Genomic DNA, 15,887 nt, shown 5'->3' with positions numbered 1-15,887 from the left:
ATTTTTAAAAGAAGGAGCTATAAATATGACAACAACTAACCACGGATTAGGTGAAGCAAATGGTAAAATTATTCTATTAGGAGAGCATTCAGTCGTTTACGGGAAACCCTCCATTGCCATTCCGTTTCCTGCTGCCAAAATAAAAGCAACTGTCCTTCCAAGTTCTGATGCCACAAGAATTGATTGTGATTTTTATCATGGTTTACTTGATGACATGCCAGAGCTTCTTGAAAGTCTAAAAGAAACAATTCGTGTCACTCTAAACTATTTAGGAAAAGATGATACTTTTTTACATATAACAATTGAGAGTCAAATTCCAGCAGAACGAGGCATGGGTTCGAGTGCTGCTGTTTCTGTCGCGACAACAAGAGCTTTGTATGATTATTTTGATATTGATTTGTCCCATGAACAATTACTTAAAATTGTTGATGTTTCAGAAAAAATCGCCCACGGTAACCCAAGTGGTTTAGATGCTTTAATGACCAGTAGTTCAACCCCTTATTACTATATTAAAGGAGAACCCTTTGAAGCACTTAATTTAAATTTGAATGCTTATTTAATCGTTGGTGATACTGGCCAAACTGGTCAAACAAAAGACGCTGTTGCTAGTATTGCTGAAAAATTAACTAATTTACAAAAAGATCAAACAAAAGCTCATATTTCTTCACTAGGTACTCTAGCAAATGAAGGGCGTCACTTTCTTGAAAACAACGAACCTTTGAAACTTGGGATTACTATGTCAAAAGTCCATACCATTCTCCAAGAGTTAGGCGTTTCAAGTCCTGAACTTAACCTACTTGTTGATACTGCCATGGCAAATGAGGCCCTTGGTGCTAAATTAACTGGTGGTGGTCGAGGTGGATGTATGATAGCATTAGCTGGAAATAAAAATGATGCTAAAAAAATTGCTAAAGCATTGGAAATTTCAGGTGCCAAACAAACTTGGCTTTATGACATGAGGAGGAGCAATTAAATGAAATCAGTTGGAAGATGCCGTGCTCATACAAATATTGCATTAATCAAATATTGGGGTAAAAGAAACGATGAGCTGTTTTTACCAATGAATAGTAGCTTATCTTTAACTTTAGACGCTTTTTATACAGATACACAAGTTATTCTTGATGAATCTTTAGTCTCCGATGTTTTTTATCTAGATGATGTTAAACAAGGGGAAAAAGAAACTGAAAAGATTACAAATTTCTTAAATTTATTTAGAAACAGGGCGAATATCGAGACAAAAGCTTGTATAAAGAGTTATAATCATGTGCCGACTGCTGCTGGACTTGCTTCATCTGCTTCTGCATTTTCTGCATTAGCTGGTGCAATGAATCAAGCAACTAACTTAAATTTAGACTTAGAAACTCTTTCCATTTTTGCTAGACAAGGTAGTGGTAGTGCCACAAGAAGCATTTATGGCGGTTTTGTAGAGTGGGACATGGGGGAAGCCGATTTATCAGAAACAAGCCATGCGGTCCAAGTCGATGATGCTAGTTGGGACATTGGCATGATAGTCATTGCCGTTAATACTGGTAAAAAGAAACTATCCAGTCGCGTTGGAATGAAACAAACCATTGCAACGTCACCTTTCTATTCTTCTTGGGTAGAAACGGCAACAAAAGATATTAAAAATATAAAAAAAGCGATTAAGTCAAAAGACTTTGTCACATTAGGTGAAATCACTGAATCTAATGGCATGAAAATGCATGCCACTATGTTAGGTGCTATGCCTCCAATTTCTTATTGGGAACCTGATAGTGTTAAAGCTATCCAAAAAGTTAAAGAAATACGTGACACAGGCTTACCATGCTATGTTACAATGGACGCTGGACCAAACGTTAAAGTACTATGTAAGAAGTCAGATATGACTGAAATTGAAAATAGATTATTAGAAGATTTTGACAGAAAACAAATTATACCCTCACATGTTGGTGAAGGCATCACGTTGTTATCTGAAGATGAATGGAATTACTAAAGGAGAGATTTTTTTGATAAAAGCAAGTGCGCCAGGAAAACTATATATTGCGGGTGAGTATGCTGTATTAGAGCCTGGTCATCCTGCTTTAATCGTTGCACTGGATCAGTTCATTACCGTCACACTAAAGGAAGCTGACAAACAAGGAAGCATCTGTTCAAGTTATTCCAACGGGATTTCTATTCCTTGGACAAGAAAAAACGGTAAATTTTATATTGATGAAAGAGAAAATCCTTTTTCTTACATCACAAAATCTGTCACATTAGTTGAACAATATTTACAAGAATTAGGTTATGAATTAAAGTATTTTGATTTGACTATTGAAAGCGAACTCGATAACAAAGACGGTAGAAAGTACGGTCTTGGATCAAGTGGCGCTGTTACCATCGCAACTATTAAAGCTATTTTATCTCTTTACGGGATTACTTATAACTCAGAGTTATTATATAAATTAGCCGCTATTACTCATCTATCATTAAATAGTAATGGTTCTTTTGGAGATTTAGCAGCTAGCTCTTATGGTGGATGGATTGCCTATTCATGCTTCGAAAAAAAATGGGTACTCAGTGAATTAGAGAGTAAACAAATTAAAATTAACCAATTAATTGAAAAAAACTGGCCAAAATTAATGATTCAACCTCTAAAAGCTCCTCAAGATTTGAGACTTTTAATTGGTTGGACCGGCTCTCCAGCTTCTACAGCATTCTTAGTCGACCAACTTAATGATGAACAGAGTGAAATGAACGGATTCTACAAACAATTTCTAGATGATAGCTACAAATGCGTCATGTGGATTATCGATGCTTTTAAAGAAAAAGACATTAATAAAATTCAACAAGGCATCCGCATTAATCGTCACCTACTTAAATCTCTAGCCGGAAAAAGTGGTGTTAATATTGAAACTGAAGCATTAACAGACCTTTGTACTATCGCAGAAGAGTTCAATGGTGCTGCCAAATCTTCTGGTGCTGGTGGTGGTGATTGTGGGATTGTCTTGTTCAATCAGCAAGATGAAATCATCCCAATGATTACTGCTTGGCGTAACAAAGGCATTGTTGATTTACCACTACAAGTGTATAAAGAAAAACAAACAGATTATAAACCGATTATTTGGGAGGATTAATGATGACAACTAATTGGAATCGTAAAGATCAGCACATTCATTTTGCTGAAATGCAATATCAATCTTCATCCTCTAACGGTCTTGATGATATTCGTTTTGTCCATCAGTCTTTTTCAGAAGTAAAAATTGAAGACATTAATTTAACTACTCGTTTGGATAGTCTATCACTAGACTATCCTTTCTTCATAAACGCTATGACTGGTGGCAGTCAAAAAGCTCATGTTATTAATGAAAACTTAGCGACCATTGCAAAAGAAACTAACATTGCTATGGCTGTTGGCTCTGTCAGTGCAGCTTTAAGTGTCTCTGAATTAAGCGATAGTTTTAAAATTGTTAGAAAAATTAATCCGAACGGGCTTATTATTTCAAATTTAGGCGCACACCATTCAGTAGAAAATGCGAAACGTGCCGTTGATTTACTTGAAGCCAATGCACTGCAAATTCATATTAATACACCACAAGAGTTAGTTATGCCAGAAGGTGATCGTGATTTTACAAGTTGGCTAAAAAATATAGAAGATATTGTATCGGCTATTCAACAACCTGTTATCGTTAAAGAAGTCGGCTTTGGAATGTCTAAAGAAACGATTCAACTTCTTTTAAATATAGGCGTAAGAGTTATTGACGTAAGCGGTCGTGGAGGTACTAATTTTATTCATATTGAAAATGAACGCAGAGAAGAAAAAGAATATGACTACCTATTAAACTGGGGGCAAACAACTGCTGAATCCTTGTTAGAAGCACACTTTTATAGAAAACAAGCAGACTTTATTGCTTCCGGAGGAATTAAACACCCTCTTCATATGTTAACTGCATTAGGTTTAGGAGCAAAAGCTGTTGGCTTATCTGGTGAATTTTTACATATGGTTTTAACTAAAGGAAATGAGGCTTCTATTGAAAAAATAGAGAGTTGGAAAAAAGAACTTACTGCCTTGATGACCATGATTGGCGCCACATCTATTTCTAATATAGAAAAGAAACCGCTCGTCTTATCACCTGACTTAACTCATTGGTGTAAAGAAAGACATATTGATTTTAAACATAAATAAAGAGTGAGACTCATCTATCCAAAAGATTAACTTTTGATTGGATGAACTTCACTCTTTTTCATATTCTAAAATATCTCCTGGTTGACAATCTAATGCTTCACAAATTTTTTCTAACGTGGAGAACTTAACTGCTTTAGCTTTTTCATTTTTTAAAATGGATAAGTTGGCCATTGTAATTCCTACATGCTCCGATAATTCTGTGACAGACATCTTTCTTTTTGCTAACATCACATCTAAATTTACTCTAATCGGCATTTAGTTTTCCTCCTCTTAAATCGTTAAATCATTTTCTTTCTTCAACTGATTAGCTAACTTAAAAATATAAGATAGTAACGCTGCAATAACAGCCAATGTAATTCCTAGAAAAAAGAAAAAGAGACAAATAAAAAAGTACGGATAGTTTTCTTTAAATGAAATAAACCCAAGCATAATTGCTAACGCATAGATAGTACTTTCCACTAGGCTAAAATAAGCAATACGATTTAATCGCAAACTATTTTTTTCAGAAAAAAGAGTCTCTTTTAATAAGTGAGAACTAATTTTCCAAAGATTTGCTAAAATTAAAAAAACAGGAATCGCTGTTAGCCAAAATAGTATTAAAACAATATTCGATGCTATCTCTGGTGCGATAATAAGTAATAAGCCAATACCGCTGATACCTAGAATAAAAATTAGACCTTTAAACAATACATTAATTTGTTTGATTGACATAAAAAAACTCCTTTATAAAATGACTTTCATTATAACATAACAAATTTAATCAAGAGTAATCTACTGGAGAAACTCTTGATTAAATATTATCTTATTAATTGATTTTTTTAGTTAATTTAATAACAAGAGTCAATACTCCTATTAATAAGGATAAAAATAAAAATAAATAGCCCATCGGAATTAAAAAGAAAAAGGGTTCATTTAAAAATCCATTACTATCTACTGTAGTTGGTATCAATGCCTTTATCACAAAGCAAAAAACACTTATGGCAAAAAAAACTGTTGTTGTTTTAAACATGGTGACACCTTTATTTTTCGATATCATATCAATCACTTCTTTCTTTAAAGTAAAATCAATATATCATGTTTAAAGTTGAATTACAATATATTTTTATTGTAAAACGATAAAAATATATTGTTTTACTAAATAAAAAAATCCTCAAAGGAGGATTTTAAGGTTTGATATAAGCATAATCTGCTGTTTGACATTCTACTAAACGAAGAATACCACTTGGAACAATCTTGATAAATGGATGAAGCATATCTTCAGTAATATGTTGTGCTCCCATTGCTTTTTGACAGCTACTAAACCGAATACCTTTTTCAACTAATTCATGCATAGGAATTAAATTATTCGTTTCCGTATAGGCAAGAATTGCTTCGCCATTTGCTACCACCTCAATACTTGTTACTAGGCCCTTTCCTTCTTCCAATAAGTTCATAATATTTTTTAATACCGTTGACCATTTTTCTGATTCATTAATATGAAAAACAACTTTCATTGATTTTCCTCCTTTATATAAATTGGTGATTGATAATAATCTTGTTCTTTTAAATTTTTTTCTAATAAAGAATAAATCTGTCCCACTTTAATATCTAAAGCAAGCATTGATTCATTTTTCTTGTTAATATTTGTCACAACTGGTAAATTAATAACTGACTTTTGTTGCTTCAAAAATGCACGACCTGTATCATTAAATCCTAATACACGAATATAAGACGATTGCCAAACAGCTTCTACTTCTTCTTGCTTTACCTGCAATAATACGTATAAACATACTCTTTGAATTCTGGTCCATGTATATCGTTTGCTTTTGACTCTTGAGACAAACTCTTCAAAGTTATTCGATAATTTGGCAGCTTCTTTAAAACGATACTCTAGTCCTTCTACCATTTGATAACAGCGACTCAATTCTTTTGTTGACTGACAACTCAATTGATACTTTAAAAAAGGCCATGCTTTTTCCCACTCTACTAATGAAGCAGTCCTTAAATCTGCATAAGTTATTTTTGGTACAACCTGTTTTAATTCTGTCGTCTTTCCAGATAAAACACTTTTTCTGATTGAGGTCGCACTAGCAAATATATCATTAGACACTTCTTCATCGTGATACTGATTACCAAGTCGTTTAATAGCATGAAGAGTCATCGGACTATTGTAACTTGCATTCTCTTTAGCATAACCCATACCTAATATATGATTAGGAGATGAAAAATTGAGAGCCCAGCTAGGTAACAACTTACGATAGACTTCCGTCATTTGTTGCGGATAACTTTGACCATTATTTTTAAGTTCTTGATACTCTTTATTGATGTCAGTCATGTTTTCTTGATGAAATGTACCAAACATTTCATAATCCATTTTGCCATCTACATCGGTTCCAAAACAAAGAGCATCTACACCCAAGCTATGTAGTAATTTAACACCACCACGAGTAAAATAATCTGCCGATTGAACTGCATAGGCAAACGGCAACTCAATCACTAAGTCAGCACCATTTTTTAACGCTTCATTGGTTCTTGTCCATTTATCAACGATAGCAGGTTCGCCTCTTTGTAAAAAATTACCACTCATCACAGCCACTAAGCAATCTGCTTGAGACTGCTTTTTAGCTTCTTTTAAATGATAGTGATGTCCATTATGAAAAGGATTATATTCAACGATGACACCGCAACTTTTCATTTTTTCACATCCTTTTCAATATTAAAAAAACTGACTATTCTTATTTTCAGAATAACCAGCTTTTTCACGTTACTTTTTACAGACAAAAAACCATCGTTTAGATAACTCATCTGGTTTTATATCTTCAAAATCAGCAAAAACTTCGACCGATTTAAAGCCAGTATCTTTAAGTAATGATTCATACTCTTTTATTTCATAAGTTCTTTCTTCATGCAATTCATCAAATCGCTCAAATTTACCCTTTTTATCAGAAACAAAAAAGGTTAAAAAATGCTCAACACTAAATAAATGTTCTCCCGGGTAACTTTCCCATAAAAAGGCAAAGTCATCTGTTTGATAATGATAACTATACTCAGAAAATCCTTCTTCAATTTGGTATGTTGAGTGAACATCAAAGATAAATGTTCCCTCATCTTTTAGTGCAGCAAAAACACCTGAAAAAACCTCAGCTACTTCTGATTTATTTTTCATATAGCACAATGAATCAGAATAACATGTTACAGCATCATACATCTCTTTATCTGTTAAATTTAGCATATCTCCAGTTTTGAAACGTAACATCTGATCTTCTTCTGCAACTCTTTTATTGGCTAATTTTATCATGTCCTCAGATAAATCAAGTCCACAAACTTTAAAGCCTAGATTGGCAAGTTCCACAGAAAGTATACCTGTACCACAAGCTAATTCAAGTACATGTTGTTGACTTTTATTTAAGTGACGACACGTAAACTCTAACCAATCAAGGTAAAGATTTTCATCCATTACCTCATCATAGATTTTAGCAAATGTTTCATAACTAGCCATGACTAGTCAACCATACTTGTTAAATTAACAAGTGGTGCATCTGACCATAATTTTTCTAAATTATAAAATTCTCTTTCTTCACTATGGAAAATGTGCACAATCACATCACCTAAATCAATTAAAATCCAGCGCGCTGATTCTTTACCTTCAACACGTTTAATTTCAACTTGATTTTTTTGAGCCTCATCAATTACTTCATTTGCAATTGCTAAAACTTGTTTATCACTGTTTCCGTGGCAAATAACAAAGTAGTCTGCTAATAACGAAACTTCCTTCACATCTAATGCCACCATATCTTCTGCACGTTTTGAATCAGCTGATTTTACAACTAATTCTAAAATATTATCACTATTAATAATAATTCCCTCCTATTATTGAGCTACCCATTGATTGTACGTCTCTAACGTTTTAGGGTAGATTCTGCTCTGCTGATTAATTAAATATAATAAAGTATGCTTTGTTTCAAAACTTACTGCTAAATCTAAATTATCATTGGCAAGTTCTCTTGCTTTCACGACTACTGGAAATTGACGGCCTTCTTCTACATAATCAGCCACATAAATAACTTTGGCAAGTTCACTCATTTCACAAGCCCCAGTTGTATGAAGCTCAATCGCTGTTAAAATATCTTCATCGTTAATACCTAGTTCTGTTTTTACGAGAAAACTTCCAACAATGCCATGCCAAATTGCATTACCATAATTAATCAAATCCAAGTCAAATCCCTCAGATTTAATTAAACCAATCATTTCTTCATCTGGTCTTTCTTTGGCATAATCGTGAGTCAATGCAGCAATACTAGCTTTTTCCAAATCAACATCGTATCGTTTTGCCAACTCTAATGCTTTTTTTTCTACCCGTAACACATGTTGGAATCGTTTGTCACTCATATGTTGCGACACTTTTTCTTTCAGTTCATCACGTGTTAAAGTTGTGTATTTTTTACTATAGATCATTTTTTTCGTCACCTTGGTATAATCTGTTTTTATGAATATATTCTAACACATTATCTGGTAAAAAGTATTTCACTGAACATTTTGCTGCAATTTTTTTTCTAATATCACTTGAACTAATTTCAATTAAAGGAACATCTATCCAAATAATAGGATACGGACTTTCAATTTTTGCTCCTAATCGGTGCACACCAACAAATTGAACAAGCTGCACTAACTCATCAATTCGATGCCATTTAGGTAAATAATCAACCATATCTCCACCAATTACAAAATAATAATCAGTATCTGGATTTCTTTTGATTAATTCAGCCATGGTTTCAAATGTATAGCTCGTTCCTTTTCTTGTGATTTCAGATAACTCTAAACTAAGTTTTTCATTATCATTTGTTGCCAATTTTAGCATCTCAACTCGATCAGTCGCAGAAATTGTTTTCTTAGTGTCCACATGTGGGGATTCGTATGACGGCATTAAATAAAACTCATCTAAACCTAGTTGCACACACACTTGATCTGAAATAATCAAATGTCCCATATGAACTGGATTAAATCCACCACCTAAAATCCCTACTCGTTTTCTCTTCTTTGTTTTAGTTTCAAATAACGTCTTCAATTCAGTTACATCAGCATGTTGTTTCATTTTTTATCACCACAAAATTAAATTGATTCAACTCTTGTTGATATTTTTTGGTATTTTTCTTTTGATGACGGTCTAAAGACAACTAAGATACGACCAATAATTTGAACAACGTGACAATGTAGCGTTGTCTCAAAAATTTCAGCAACAACCTTAGCTTCTTCGTCCGTATTTTGTAGCAAACTAACTTTGATTAACTCTCTTCTTTCAAGTAACTCATCTACTTGATCAAGTAAAGTCTCACTGACACCATTTTTACCAATTTGAACTAATGGATCTAAATGATGTGCTTCACTTCTTAAAAAACGTTTTTGTTTTCCTCTTAATTCCATTTATCTTCCCTCTTTTATATTAATGATTTACGTTGAATAACATCCACACCTTTTGGCGCCCATCCAGCCACTACCCCAGCTTCTGGAATAGTCACCCAACCAAGACCTGCAAAAACTAAATCTGTTTTTTCTTTTACTGAAAATTCAAAACGAACCAATTCAGGAAATTCGTCTGTTTCATTTTCTCTTGGAGGTTGTAATAAACCACCCACATGTTTTGCATAAAATTCAGTAGCTGTTTCAAGTTTTGTTCTATGAATATTTAAATCGTTTGAGACATAGGTAATGAAACCTTGTTTTTCACCTTGAATAAAATCAAAACGAGCCAAACCACCTAAAAACAGTGTTTGTCCTTCATTTAATTGATAAACTTTAGGTTTTATTTCTTTTTTAGGCGAAACAAGGGCTAAATCTTTTTTCCCTAAATAATGAGCCATTTGATGACGATGAATAATTCCCGGTGTATCAATCAAGAAATTGCCATCTTCTAATGGAATCTCGATTTTATCTAACGTCGTTCCAGGGAATTGAGACGTTGTAATTAAGTCCTTCACTCCTGCAGAATGATTAATAATTGCATTAATCAATGTTGATTTTCCAACGTTTGTTACACCAACAACATAAACATCTCGACCTTCACGATGTTCTTCAATTAAATCAAGTAATTCTTCAATATCTGATTTATTTTTAGCACTTGTTAATGTCACTTCAATTGGTCGCAAACCAACTTCAAAAGCTCGCTCTTTCATCCATTGCGTCATCTTACCACGTTTTAAAGATTTTGGTAAAATATCTACCTTATTTCCAACTAATAATACTGGATTATCTCCGACAAAACGATGAAGACCTGGAATAAGGCTTCCATTAAAATCAAAAATATCAACAACGTTAACAATTAAAGCATCAGAATCTCCAATACCATTTAGTAATGCAAGAAATTCATTGTCGGTAATTGAAACATCTTGAATATCATTATAATGACGTAATCTAAAGCATCTTTGGCAATAAACTTCGCCACTTTCTAAGCCTTTTTCTAGAGCAGATTTAGGCGTAAAACCAATTTTTTCTTTTTCTTCTGTTTGGATAACAGAACCACAACCAATACAACGTATTTCCTCAGTCATTCAGTGATTTCCTCCATTTCATATCTGGGTGTTTTTTTAACAAATAACTCTTAATAAATTTTTCAACTGTTCGATTAAATTTCGTGTTCCATGCATCGGTTTCAACAATTGGTTTAACCAATACATTTCGTATCCCTGCATTGTTAGCGCCCTTAATATCAGTCATTAATTGGTCACCAACCATTAATAATTTTTCTTTTGGGAGTTTATAACGATTCTCGACTTCATTAAAACCTTTTTGAAATGGTTTCATCGCTCGTGACACATAGTCTAACCCTAAGTGTTTCACTGCTCGATCAATTCGAGAAGCTTTATTATTAGAAACAACAATGACCGGAATTGCAGCTTCCTTCATTGTTTCAATCCAAGCTAACAACTCAGGTGTGCCATCAGGATTATTCCAAGCAATCAGCGTATTATCTAAATCAGTTAGAACCGCTTCAATACCATGCATTCTCAACTGTTCAGGTGTAATGTCATAAATGGCTTCAATCATCCATGTCGGTTTATATTTCTGAAACATAGTGACTTCCTTTCATAAAAAATAGGAGACATTGTTTGCCTCCCACACTTTTCACCATTATACGCTATTTTCAATAATAATTCATTAAAAACAATAGATGAAACCAAATTTTTGTTAAGAAATTCTAACTCAACATTCGATTGCTTTAACTAAGTCCATGTCTCTGTATTTAATTTAAATGTTTAATCACTAACAATTCTACCAAAATAAGGACTTCCAAAAAGTTATCGTCACTTTTTAGAAGTCCTTATAAACATTTTTTGTGTTATTTACCAATATCCTTACGATAATAAAATTGTTCTAACTCGTTACTTTTTAGCCAATGATACATTTTTTTATTTGCTTCTTCATGAGACCTTCCTTCAACCTCTGCCAAAAAGACTCTACCACCATCAGAAATCAAATTTCCCTTTTCTTTCTTCACTCCAGAAAAATAAAGTGATACCTCTTCCTCTTTCTTAAATTTAGGTAACAAGACGCCTTTTTCATACTTTCCAGGATAGCCTTTAGCTGCTACAACAACTCCTAAACTTACTCCCTTATTTTTCCAACTAATCTGGGGAATTTCTTGATTTATCAATGCTTCAACGACTTTATAAAAATCACTTTCTAATCGATTCAGAATAACTTGGGTCTCCGGATCTCCAAATCTAGTATTATATTCAATCACTTTTGGCCCATCATTTGTTAAAATCAATCCCGTATATAATACTCCCTCAAAAGGTAATCCTTCTACTTTTAGACCTTCAACTGTTGGAGTAATAATAGTATCGATTACTATTTTTTCAATCTCAGGAGTGACGTAAGAAACAGGGCTATAAGCTCCCATGCCACCAGTATTAGGTCCCTCGTCACCGTTATAAATTGCTTTATAATCCTTTGCTGAAACCATTGGATAGATCCCAGTGCTATTTACAAAACTTAATAACGAAAACTCTTTTCCAATAAGAAATTCTTCAATAATTACTTTAGGTTTATGACTACAAAATTGATTCTTAACTAAAAAATCAGTTAAACACGCTTTTGCTTCTCCTTGAGAGTTTACAATCTGAACCCCTTTTCCTGCAGCTAATCCATCTGCTTTAATCACTAAGGGAAAGTTTTGATTTTTTACATAATCTATGGCAGAAGAATAGTCACTAAAGCTTTGATAGCTTGCTGTTGGAATATTATATTTACTCATTAATTTTTTAGCAAACTCTTTAGAACCTTCAATTTGAGCAGCCTTCTTGGTCGGACCAAACGCCTTGATTCCTGCATGCATCAAATCATCTATTAACCCATTAATTAACGGTTGCTCTGGCCCAACTAACACCCAATCTATCTGATGTGTCTGACAAAACAAAATAATTTCGTTGTGATCAGAATATTCAATGTCTACTAGCGTAATGTTATCTTGTAACATACCTGGATTTCCCTTAGCACAATAAACTTTTTTTACAAGGGGGCTTTCTAACAACTTTTTACAAATAGCATGCTCTCTTCCACCATTTCCAATAACTAAAACGTGTCGATTCATGATTAGCTCCTTTAATGTTTAAAATGTCTGACATTTGTAAAAATCATCGCAATGTCATATTTATTTGCCATATCAATTGAGTCTTGGTCTTTAATACTTCCACCAGGTTGAATGATTGCTTTGACGCCACTTTTTCCAATTAATTCAATGCTATCTGACATAGGAAAAAAGGCATCACTTGCAAGGACTGCCCCTTCTAATTTTTCAGAAGCTTGATCTAATGCAATTTTAACAGCACCAACACGGTTCATTTGTCCTGCACCAATACCTAGAGTTTGGTAATTATTAGTAAGAACGATACCATTACTTTTAACATGTTTAACACTTTTATTGGCAAAAATTAAAGCTTCCATCTCATTTTTTGATGGGTGACGTTTCGTAACAACTTGCCAATTGGCACTAGTTTCTTTCTGTTGATCAATCTCTTGAACCAACATACCGCCCAAAACAGATATGTAATCTTTTTCTTTTAAATTTAGTGATTCGTCCATTTCAAGTGTTAGCAATCTTATATTTTTCTTTTCGCTTAATAATGTATAGGCTTCGTTTGAAAAACTTGGTGCAATAATTATCTCTAAAAATATTTTCGACATTTTATCGGCCACTGCGAGAGTGACTTCTTGATTCAAAGCAACAATACCACCAAAAATTGATACAGGATCACTTGAATAGGCATGAGTAAAAGCATCTTCTATCGTTTTCCCTAGACCTATGCCGCAAGGATTCATATGTTTTACGGCAACAACAGCAGGAGTTTCAAACTCTCGAATAATTCGCAAACAAGCATCTGCATCTCTAATATTATTAAAAGACAACTCTTTTCCATGTAATTGTTTGGCTTGTGCTAAGGAATATGGATCAGCTATCTTATCCTCGTAAAAACAAGCTTCTTGATGACTATTTTCACCGTACCTTAATACTTGCTTTAAATCATATGTAAGTGTTAACGTTTCAGTTTCTTTCTCTTTAACTGAATCAGTTAAATACGTCGCAATTAATGCATCATAACTTGCTGTATGTCGAAAGGCTTTAGCTGCTAATCTTTTTCTTGTTTCAAGTGTGGTTTCTCCATGTCTCTTTATTTCAGTAACCACTTTTGAAAAATCTGAAGAATCTGTTAAGACTGTCACACTCTGAAAATTTTTACTAGCACTACGTAACATACTAGGTCCGCCAATATCAATGTTCTCTATTTTTTCTTCTTCTGATGATGTCTCATTTAAAAGTGTTTCCTTGAAAGGGTAAAGATTTACACACACCATATCAATCGGTTGAATCATATGTTTTTCTAACATCCTCATGTGATTATCATTGTCTCTTTTAGCTAACAATCCACCATGAATAGTCGGATGAAGTGTTTTTACTCGACCATCAAGTATTTCAGGAAAATCAGTTACTGACTCAATATTAATGGTTGAAATACCAGCCTCATCAAGAGTCTTTTGTGTACCACCAGTTGAGATTATTTCAAAATTTAATGCCTCAAGCTGCTTTGCAAAATCAATAATACCTGTTTTATCCGATACACTAATTAAGGCCCTTTTTTTTATCATTTAGCACAACCTCCCTTATATATTTTTCTATAACGATTGGATAGTATTGATGTTCTAGCTCATGGATTAGTGTTTCTAAACTTGATAAGGTCTCATGTCTTGCTATTGATATAGCGTGTTGAAAAATAATTGGACCCGTGTCAATTCCTTGATCAACCAAGTGAATTGTAATTCCTGTTTCTTTCTCTTTTGAGTAAAATGCATCATGAATCCCTTGTTTTCCAGGGAAACTAGGCAAAAGTGATGGATGTAAATTAATGATTTTTTTAGGATATTTCTCTAGTAAAACGTGTCCCAATATTTTCATATAGCCCGCTAAAATAATAAAATCAATCGACTTTTCCTCAAGATATTCAATAATTTTTTTTTCATAGCTTTCTTTTGTTTCCTGTTTTTCTTTTTCAATAACCATATAAGGAATTTTTTTCTTTTTTGCTCTTTCAATTACATAAGCATTTTTTTTATCCGAAAAAAGACAGACTAACGTTGCTGATATTTCTTTGTTTTCTACAGCTCTAACAATTGCTTCAAAGTTAGACCCATTCCCGGAAGCAAAAACAGCAAACCTCATTACAAGACCTCACTAAAATAAATGGATGACTGCTCTTTTAATTCTACTTGACCAATCAGATAAGCTGTCTCATCTACTTCTTCAAAGTGTGCCATTACTTCTGATACATGCTCTTTCTTAACTGCTAGGACCATGCCGATTCCCATATTAAAAATTTCATACATTTCTTCGTCAGATAATTCACCTATTTTTCTCATAACATCAAAAATAGGTGAAATATTCCATGAATTTATTTTTATATTCGCTGCTAGATTATCTGGTAACATTCTAGGTATATTTTCAATAAATCCACCACCTGTGATATGAGATATGCCCTGAACCAGTTGTTTTTTTACTAATGGTAAGACTGAGGACACATAAATTTTAGTTGGTTTTAGTAACACATCTTTTAATAACTGATTATCTAATGCCTCAATTCGTTGATCCAATTCAAATGTTTGATCTTTAAAAAATAGTTTTCTGACTAAAGAAAATCCATTGGAATGAATACCACTTGATGCTAAACCAATTAAAACGTCACCTTCACTTACTTTTTCTTTTGTTAAAAGTTGTGATTTTTCAGCAATTCCTACAGCAAATCCCGCCAAGTCATAATCTTCATTTTGATACATGTCTGGCATTTCAGCTGTTTCGCCACCAATAAGTGCCATATTAGATTCAACACATCCTTTAGCTACCCCTGATACAATACTTTCAATTTTTTCAGGATTGGTTTTTCCAGTCGCTAAATAATCAAGAAAATAAAGAGGTTCTGCTCCTTGAGCTAAAATATCATTTACACACATAGCGACACAATCAATTCCAATCGTGTCGTGCTGATTACTTTCGATAGCTAACATTAATTTTGTTCCAACACCATCTGTTCCAGATACAAGTACAGGTTCTTTTAAATCAAACTGACTAATGTCAAAAGTTCCTCCAAAACTACCTAATCCTCCCATAACACCAAGACGTTCTGTTTTTTTGACGTGTTTTTTAATTCGCTCAACTACTTCATAACCCGCTTTAACATCCACACCAGATTTTTGATACGCATTCTTCATTATTAGGCTC

Annotated in this window: 20 protein-coding genes; 4 read left to right on the top strand and 16 right to left on the bottom strand. The window is 33.4% G+C overall.

Annotated elements, in window-relative coordinates; genetic code table 11:
* The first annotated feature begins 25 nt into the window (after positions 1–25).
* From mvk to fni, 4 genes are read left to right on the top strand one after another with little or no spacing between them, the layout of a single operon-like run.
* Complete coding sequence (mvk, locus tag RR554_RS01275) at positions 26–973, top strand: mevalonate kinase (RefSeq protein WP_332461983.1); 948 nt, start codon at positions 26–28, stop codon at positions 971–973.
* Positions 974–1,972, top strand: coding sequence for a diphosphomevalonate decarboxylase (gene mvaD, locus RR554_RS01270; RefSeq protein WP_332461984.1), 999 nt, complete (start codon positions 974–976; stop codon positions 1,970–1,972).
* A gap of 13 nt (positions 1,973–1,985) precedes the next feature.
* Positions 1,986–3,095 carry a phosphomevalonate kinase gene (locus RR554_RS01265; RefSeq protein ID WP_332461985.1) on the top strand — a complete coding sequence of 370 codons (1,110 nt, stop codon included), beginning with the start codon at positions 1,986–1,988 and terminating at the stop codon, positions 3,093–3,095.
* A 2-nt stretch (positions 3,096–3,097) separates the two neighbouring features.
* Positions 3,098–4,144, top strand: coding sequence for a type 2 isopentenyl-diphosphate Delta-isomerase (gene fni, locus RR554_RS01260; protein WP_332461986.1), 1,047 nt, complete (start codon positions 3,098–3,100; stop codon positions 4,142–4,144).
* 48 nt (positions 4,145–4,192) lie between these two features.
* Here the strand turns inward: fni and RR554_RS01255 are convergent, their stop codons facing one another.
* The 16 genes from RR554_RS01255 to purM all read right to left on the bottom strand — a co-directional run bounded on the left by RR554_RS01255 (position 4,193) and on the right by purM (position 15,877).
* Positions 4,193–4,399 carry a helix-turn-helix domain-containing protein gene (locus RR554_RS01255; RefSeq protein WP_332461987.1) on the bottom strand — a complete coding sequence of 69 codons (207 nt, stop codon included), beginning with the start codon at positions 4,397–4,399 and terminating at the stop codon, positions 4,193–4,195.
* A gap of 15 nt (positions 4,400–4,414) precedes the next feature.
* On the bottom strand, positions 4,415–4,855 hold the full coding sequence (locus RR554_RS01250) for a DUF2975 domain-containing protein (protein ID WP_332467260.1): 441 nt from the start codon (positions 4,853–4,855) through the stop codon (positions 4,415–4,417).
* A gap of 94 nt (positions 4,856–4,949) precedes the next feature.
* Positions 4,950–5,180, bottom strand: coding sequence for a DUF3955 domain-containing protein (locus RR554_RS01245; protein ID WP_332461989.1), 231 nt, complete (start codon positions 5,178–5,180; stop codon positions 4,950–4,952).
* A gap of 127 nt (positions 5,181–5,307) precedes the next feature.
* A complete protein-coding gene (locus RR554_RS01240) occupies positions 5,308–5,637 on the bottom strand; it encodes a DsrE family protein (RefSeq protein ID WP_332461990.1) in 330 nt (109 codons plus the stop codon).
* The gene (locus RR554_RS01235; protein WP_332467259.1) at positions 5,634–6,818 is read right to left on the bottom strand and encodes a nucleotidyltransferase; all 1,185 of its coding nucleotides are present in this window, start codon (positions 6,816–6,818) and stop codon (positions 5,634–5,636) included. Before RR554_RS01235 ends, RR554_RS01240 begins: the two co-directional genes overlap by 4 nt.
* A 69-nt stretch (positions 6,819–6,887) precedes the next feature.
* Positions 6,888–7,622, bottom strand: a complete 735-nt coding sequence (locus RR554_RS01230; protein ID WP_332467258.1) for a class I SAM-dependent DNA methyltransferase — start codon at positions 7,620–7,622, stop codon at positions 6,888–6,890.
* Between the two features lie 2 nt (positions 7,623–7,624).
* Positions 7,625–7,963 carry a ribosome silencing factor gene (gene rsfS, locus RR554_RS01225; RefSeq protein WP_332462234.1) on the bottom strand — a complete coding sequence of 113 codons (339 nt, stop codon included), beginning with the start codon at positions 7,961–7,963 and terminating at the stop codon, positions 7,625–7,627.
* 30 nt (positions 7,964–7,993) lie between these two features.
* Positions 7,994–8,578 carry a bis(5'-nucleosyl)-tetraphosphatase (symmetrical) YqeK gene (gene yqeK, locus RR554_RS01220; protein WP_332467257.1) on the bottom strand — a complete coding sequence of 195 codons (585 nt, stop codon included), beginning with the start codon at positions 8,576–8,578 and terminating at the stop codon, positions 7,994–7,996.
* Positions 8,568–9,215, bottom strand: a complete 648-nt coding sequence (locus tag RR554_RS01215; protein ID WP_332461995.1) for a nicotinate-nucleotide adenylyltransferase — start codon at positions 9,213–9,215, stop codon at positions 8,568–8,570. Before RR554_RS01215 ends, yqeK begins: the two co-directional genes overlap by 11 nt.
* Positions 9,216–9,232: 17 nt before the next feature.
* A complete protein-coding gene (gene yhbY / locus RR554_RS01210; RefSeq protein WP_332461996.1) occupies positions 9,233–9,544 on the bottom strand; it encodes a ribosome assembly RNA-binding protein YhbY in 312 nt (103 codons plus the stop codon).
* Between the two features lie 14 nt (positions 9,545–9,558).
* A complete protein-coding gene (gene yqeH / locus RR554_RS01205; protein WP_332461997.1) occupies positions 9,559–10,668 on the bottom strand; it encodes a ribosome biogenesis GTPase YqeH in 1,110 nt (369 codons plus the stop codon).
* Complete coding sequence (locus tag RR554_RS01200) at positions 10,661–11,191, bottom strand: YqeG family HAD IIIA-type phosphatase (RefSeq protein ID WP_332461998.1); 531 nt, start codon at positions 11,189–11,191, stop codon at positions 10,661–10,663. The genes yqeH and RR554_RS01200 overlap by 8 nt, the downstream gene beginning before the upstream one ends.
* 265 nt (positions 11,192–11,456) lie before the next feature.
* Positions 11,457–12,710, bottom strand: coding sequence for a phosphoribosylamine--glycine ligase (gene purD / locus RR554_RS01195; RefSeq protein ID WP_332461999.1), 1,254 nt, complete (start codon positions 12,708–12,710; stop codon positions 11,457–11,459).
* 11 nt (positions 12,711–12,721) lie between these two features.
* The gene (purH, locus tag RR554_RS01190) at positions 12,722–14,263 is read right to left on the bottom strand and encodes a bifunctional phosphoribosylaminoimidazolecarboxamide formyltransferase/IMP cyclohydrolase (protein ID WP_332467256.1); all 1,542 of its coding nucleotides are present in this window, start codon (positions 14,261–14,263) and stop codon (positions 12,722–12,724) included.
* Entirely contained in the window at positions 14,238–14,834 is a 597-nt protein-coding gene (purN, locus tag RR554_RS01185) for a phosphoribosylglycinamide formyltransferase (RefSeq protein ID WP_332467255.1), read from the bottom strand. The genes purH and purN overlap by 26 nt, the downstream gene beginning before the upstream one ends.
* Positions 14,834–15,877, bottom strand: a complete 1,044-nt coding sequence (gene purM, locus RR554_RS01180; RefSeq protein ID WP_332467254.1) for a phosphoribosylformylglycinamidine cyclo-ligase — start codon at positions 15,875–15,877, stop codon at positions 14,834–14,836. Before purM ends, purN begins: the two co-directional genes overlap by 1 nt.
* Between the last annotated feature and the right edge of the window lie 10 nt (positions 15,878–15,887).

This window comes from Vagococcus sp. (assembly GCF_036639995.1).
Classification (GTDB): Bacteria; Bacillota; Bacilli; order Lactobacillales; family Vagococcaceae; genus Vagococcus.
This window is presented reverse-complemented; position numbering and strand designations above follow the sequence as displayed.

Coding starts and splice junctions, on each gene's coding strand:
- mvk (WP_332461983.1), top strand. CDS start 26: ATGACAACAACTAACCACGGATTAGGTGAAGCAAATGGTAAAATTATT.
- mvaD (WP_332461984.1), top strand. CDS start 974: ATGAAATCAGTTGGAAGATGCCGTGCTCATACAAATATTGCATTAATC.
- fni (WP_332461986.1), top strand. CDS start 3,098: ATGACAACTAATTGGAATCGTAAAGATCAGCACATTCATTTTGCTGAA.
- RR554_RS01255 (WP_332461987.1), bottom strand. CDS start 4,399: ATGCCGATTAGAGTAAATTTAGATGTGATGTTAGCAAAAAGAAAGATG.
- RR554_RS01250 (WP_332467260.1), bottom strand. CDS start 4,855: ATGTCAATCAAACAAATTAATGTATTGTTTAAAGGTCTAATTTTTATT.
- RR554_RS01245 (WP_332461989.1), bottom strand. CDS start 5,180: ATGATATCGAAAAATAAAGGTGTCACCATGTTTAAAACAACAACAGTT.
- RR554_RS01240 (WP_332461990.1), bottom strand. CDS start 5,637: ATGAAAGTTGTTTTTCATATTAATGAATCAGAAAAATGGTCAACGGTA.
- RR554_RS01235 (WP_332467259.1), bottom strand. CDS start 6,818: ATGAAAAGTTGCGGTGTCATCGTTGAATATAATCCTTTTCATAATGGA.
- RR554_RS01230 (WP_332467258.1), bottom strand. CDS start 7,622: ATGGCTAGTTATGAAACATTTGCTAAAATCTATGATGAGGTAATGGAT.
- yqeK (WP_332467257.1), bottom strand. CDS start 8,578: ATGATCTATAGTAAAAAATACACAACTTTAACACGTGATGAACTGAAA.
- RR554_RS01215 (WP_332461995.1), bottom strand. CDS start 9,215: ATGAAACAACATGCTGATGTAACTGAATTGAAGACGTTATTTGAAACT.
- yhbY (WP_332461996.1), bottom strand. CDS start 9,544: ATGGAATTAAGAGGAAAACAAAAACGTTTTTTAAGAAGTGAAGCACAT.
- yqeH (WP_332461997.1), bottom strand. CDS start 10,668: ATGACTGAGGAAATACGTTGTATTGGTTGTGGTTCTGTTATCCAAACA.
- RR554_RS01200 (WP_332461998.1), bottom strand. CDS start 11,191: ATGTTTCAGAAATATAAACCGACATGGATGATTGAAGCCATTTATGAC.
- purD (WP_332461999.1), bottom strand. CDS start 12,710: ATGAATCGACACGTTTTAGTTATTGGAAATGGTGGAAGAGAGCATGCT.
- purH (WP_332467256.1), bottom strand. CDS start 14,263: ATGATAAAAAAAAGGGCCTTAATTAGTGTATCGGATAAAACAGGTATT.
- purN (WP_332467255.1), bottom strand. CDS start 14,834: ATGAGGTTTGCTGTTTTTGCTTCCGGGAATGGGTCTAACTTTGAAGCA.
- purM (WP_332467254.1), bottom strand. CDS start 15,877: ATGAAGAATGCGTATCAAAAATCTGGTGTGGATGTTAAAGCGGGTTAT.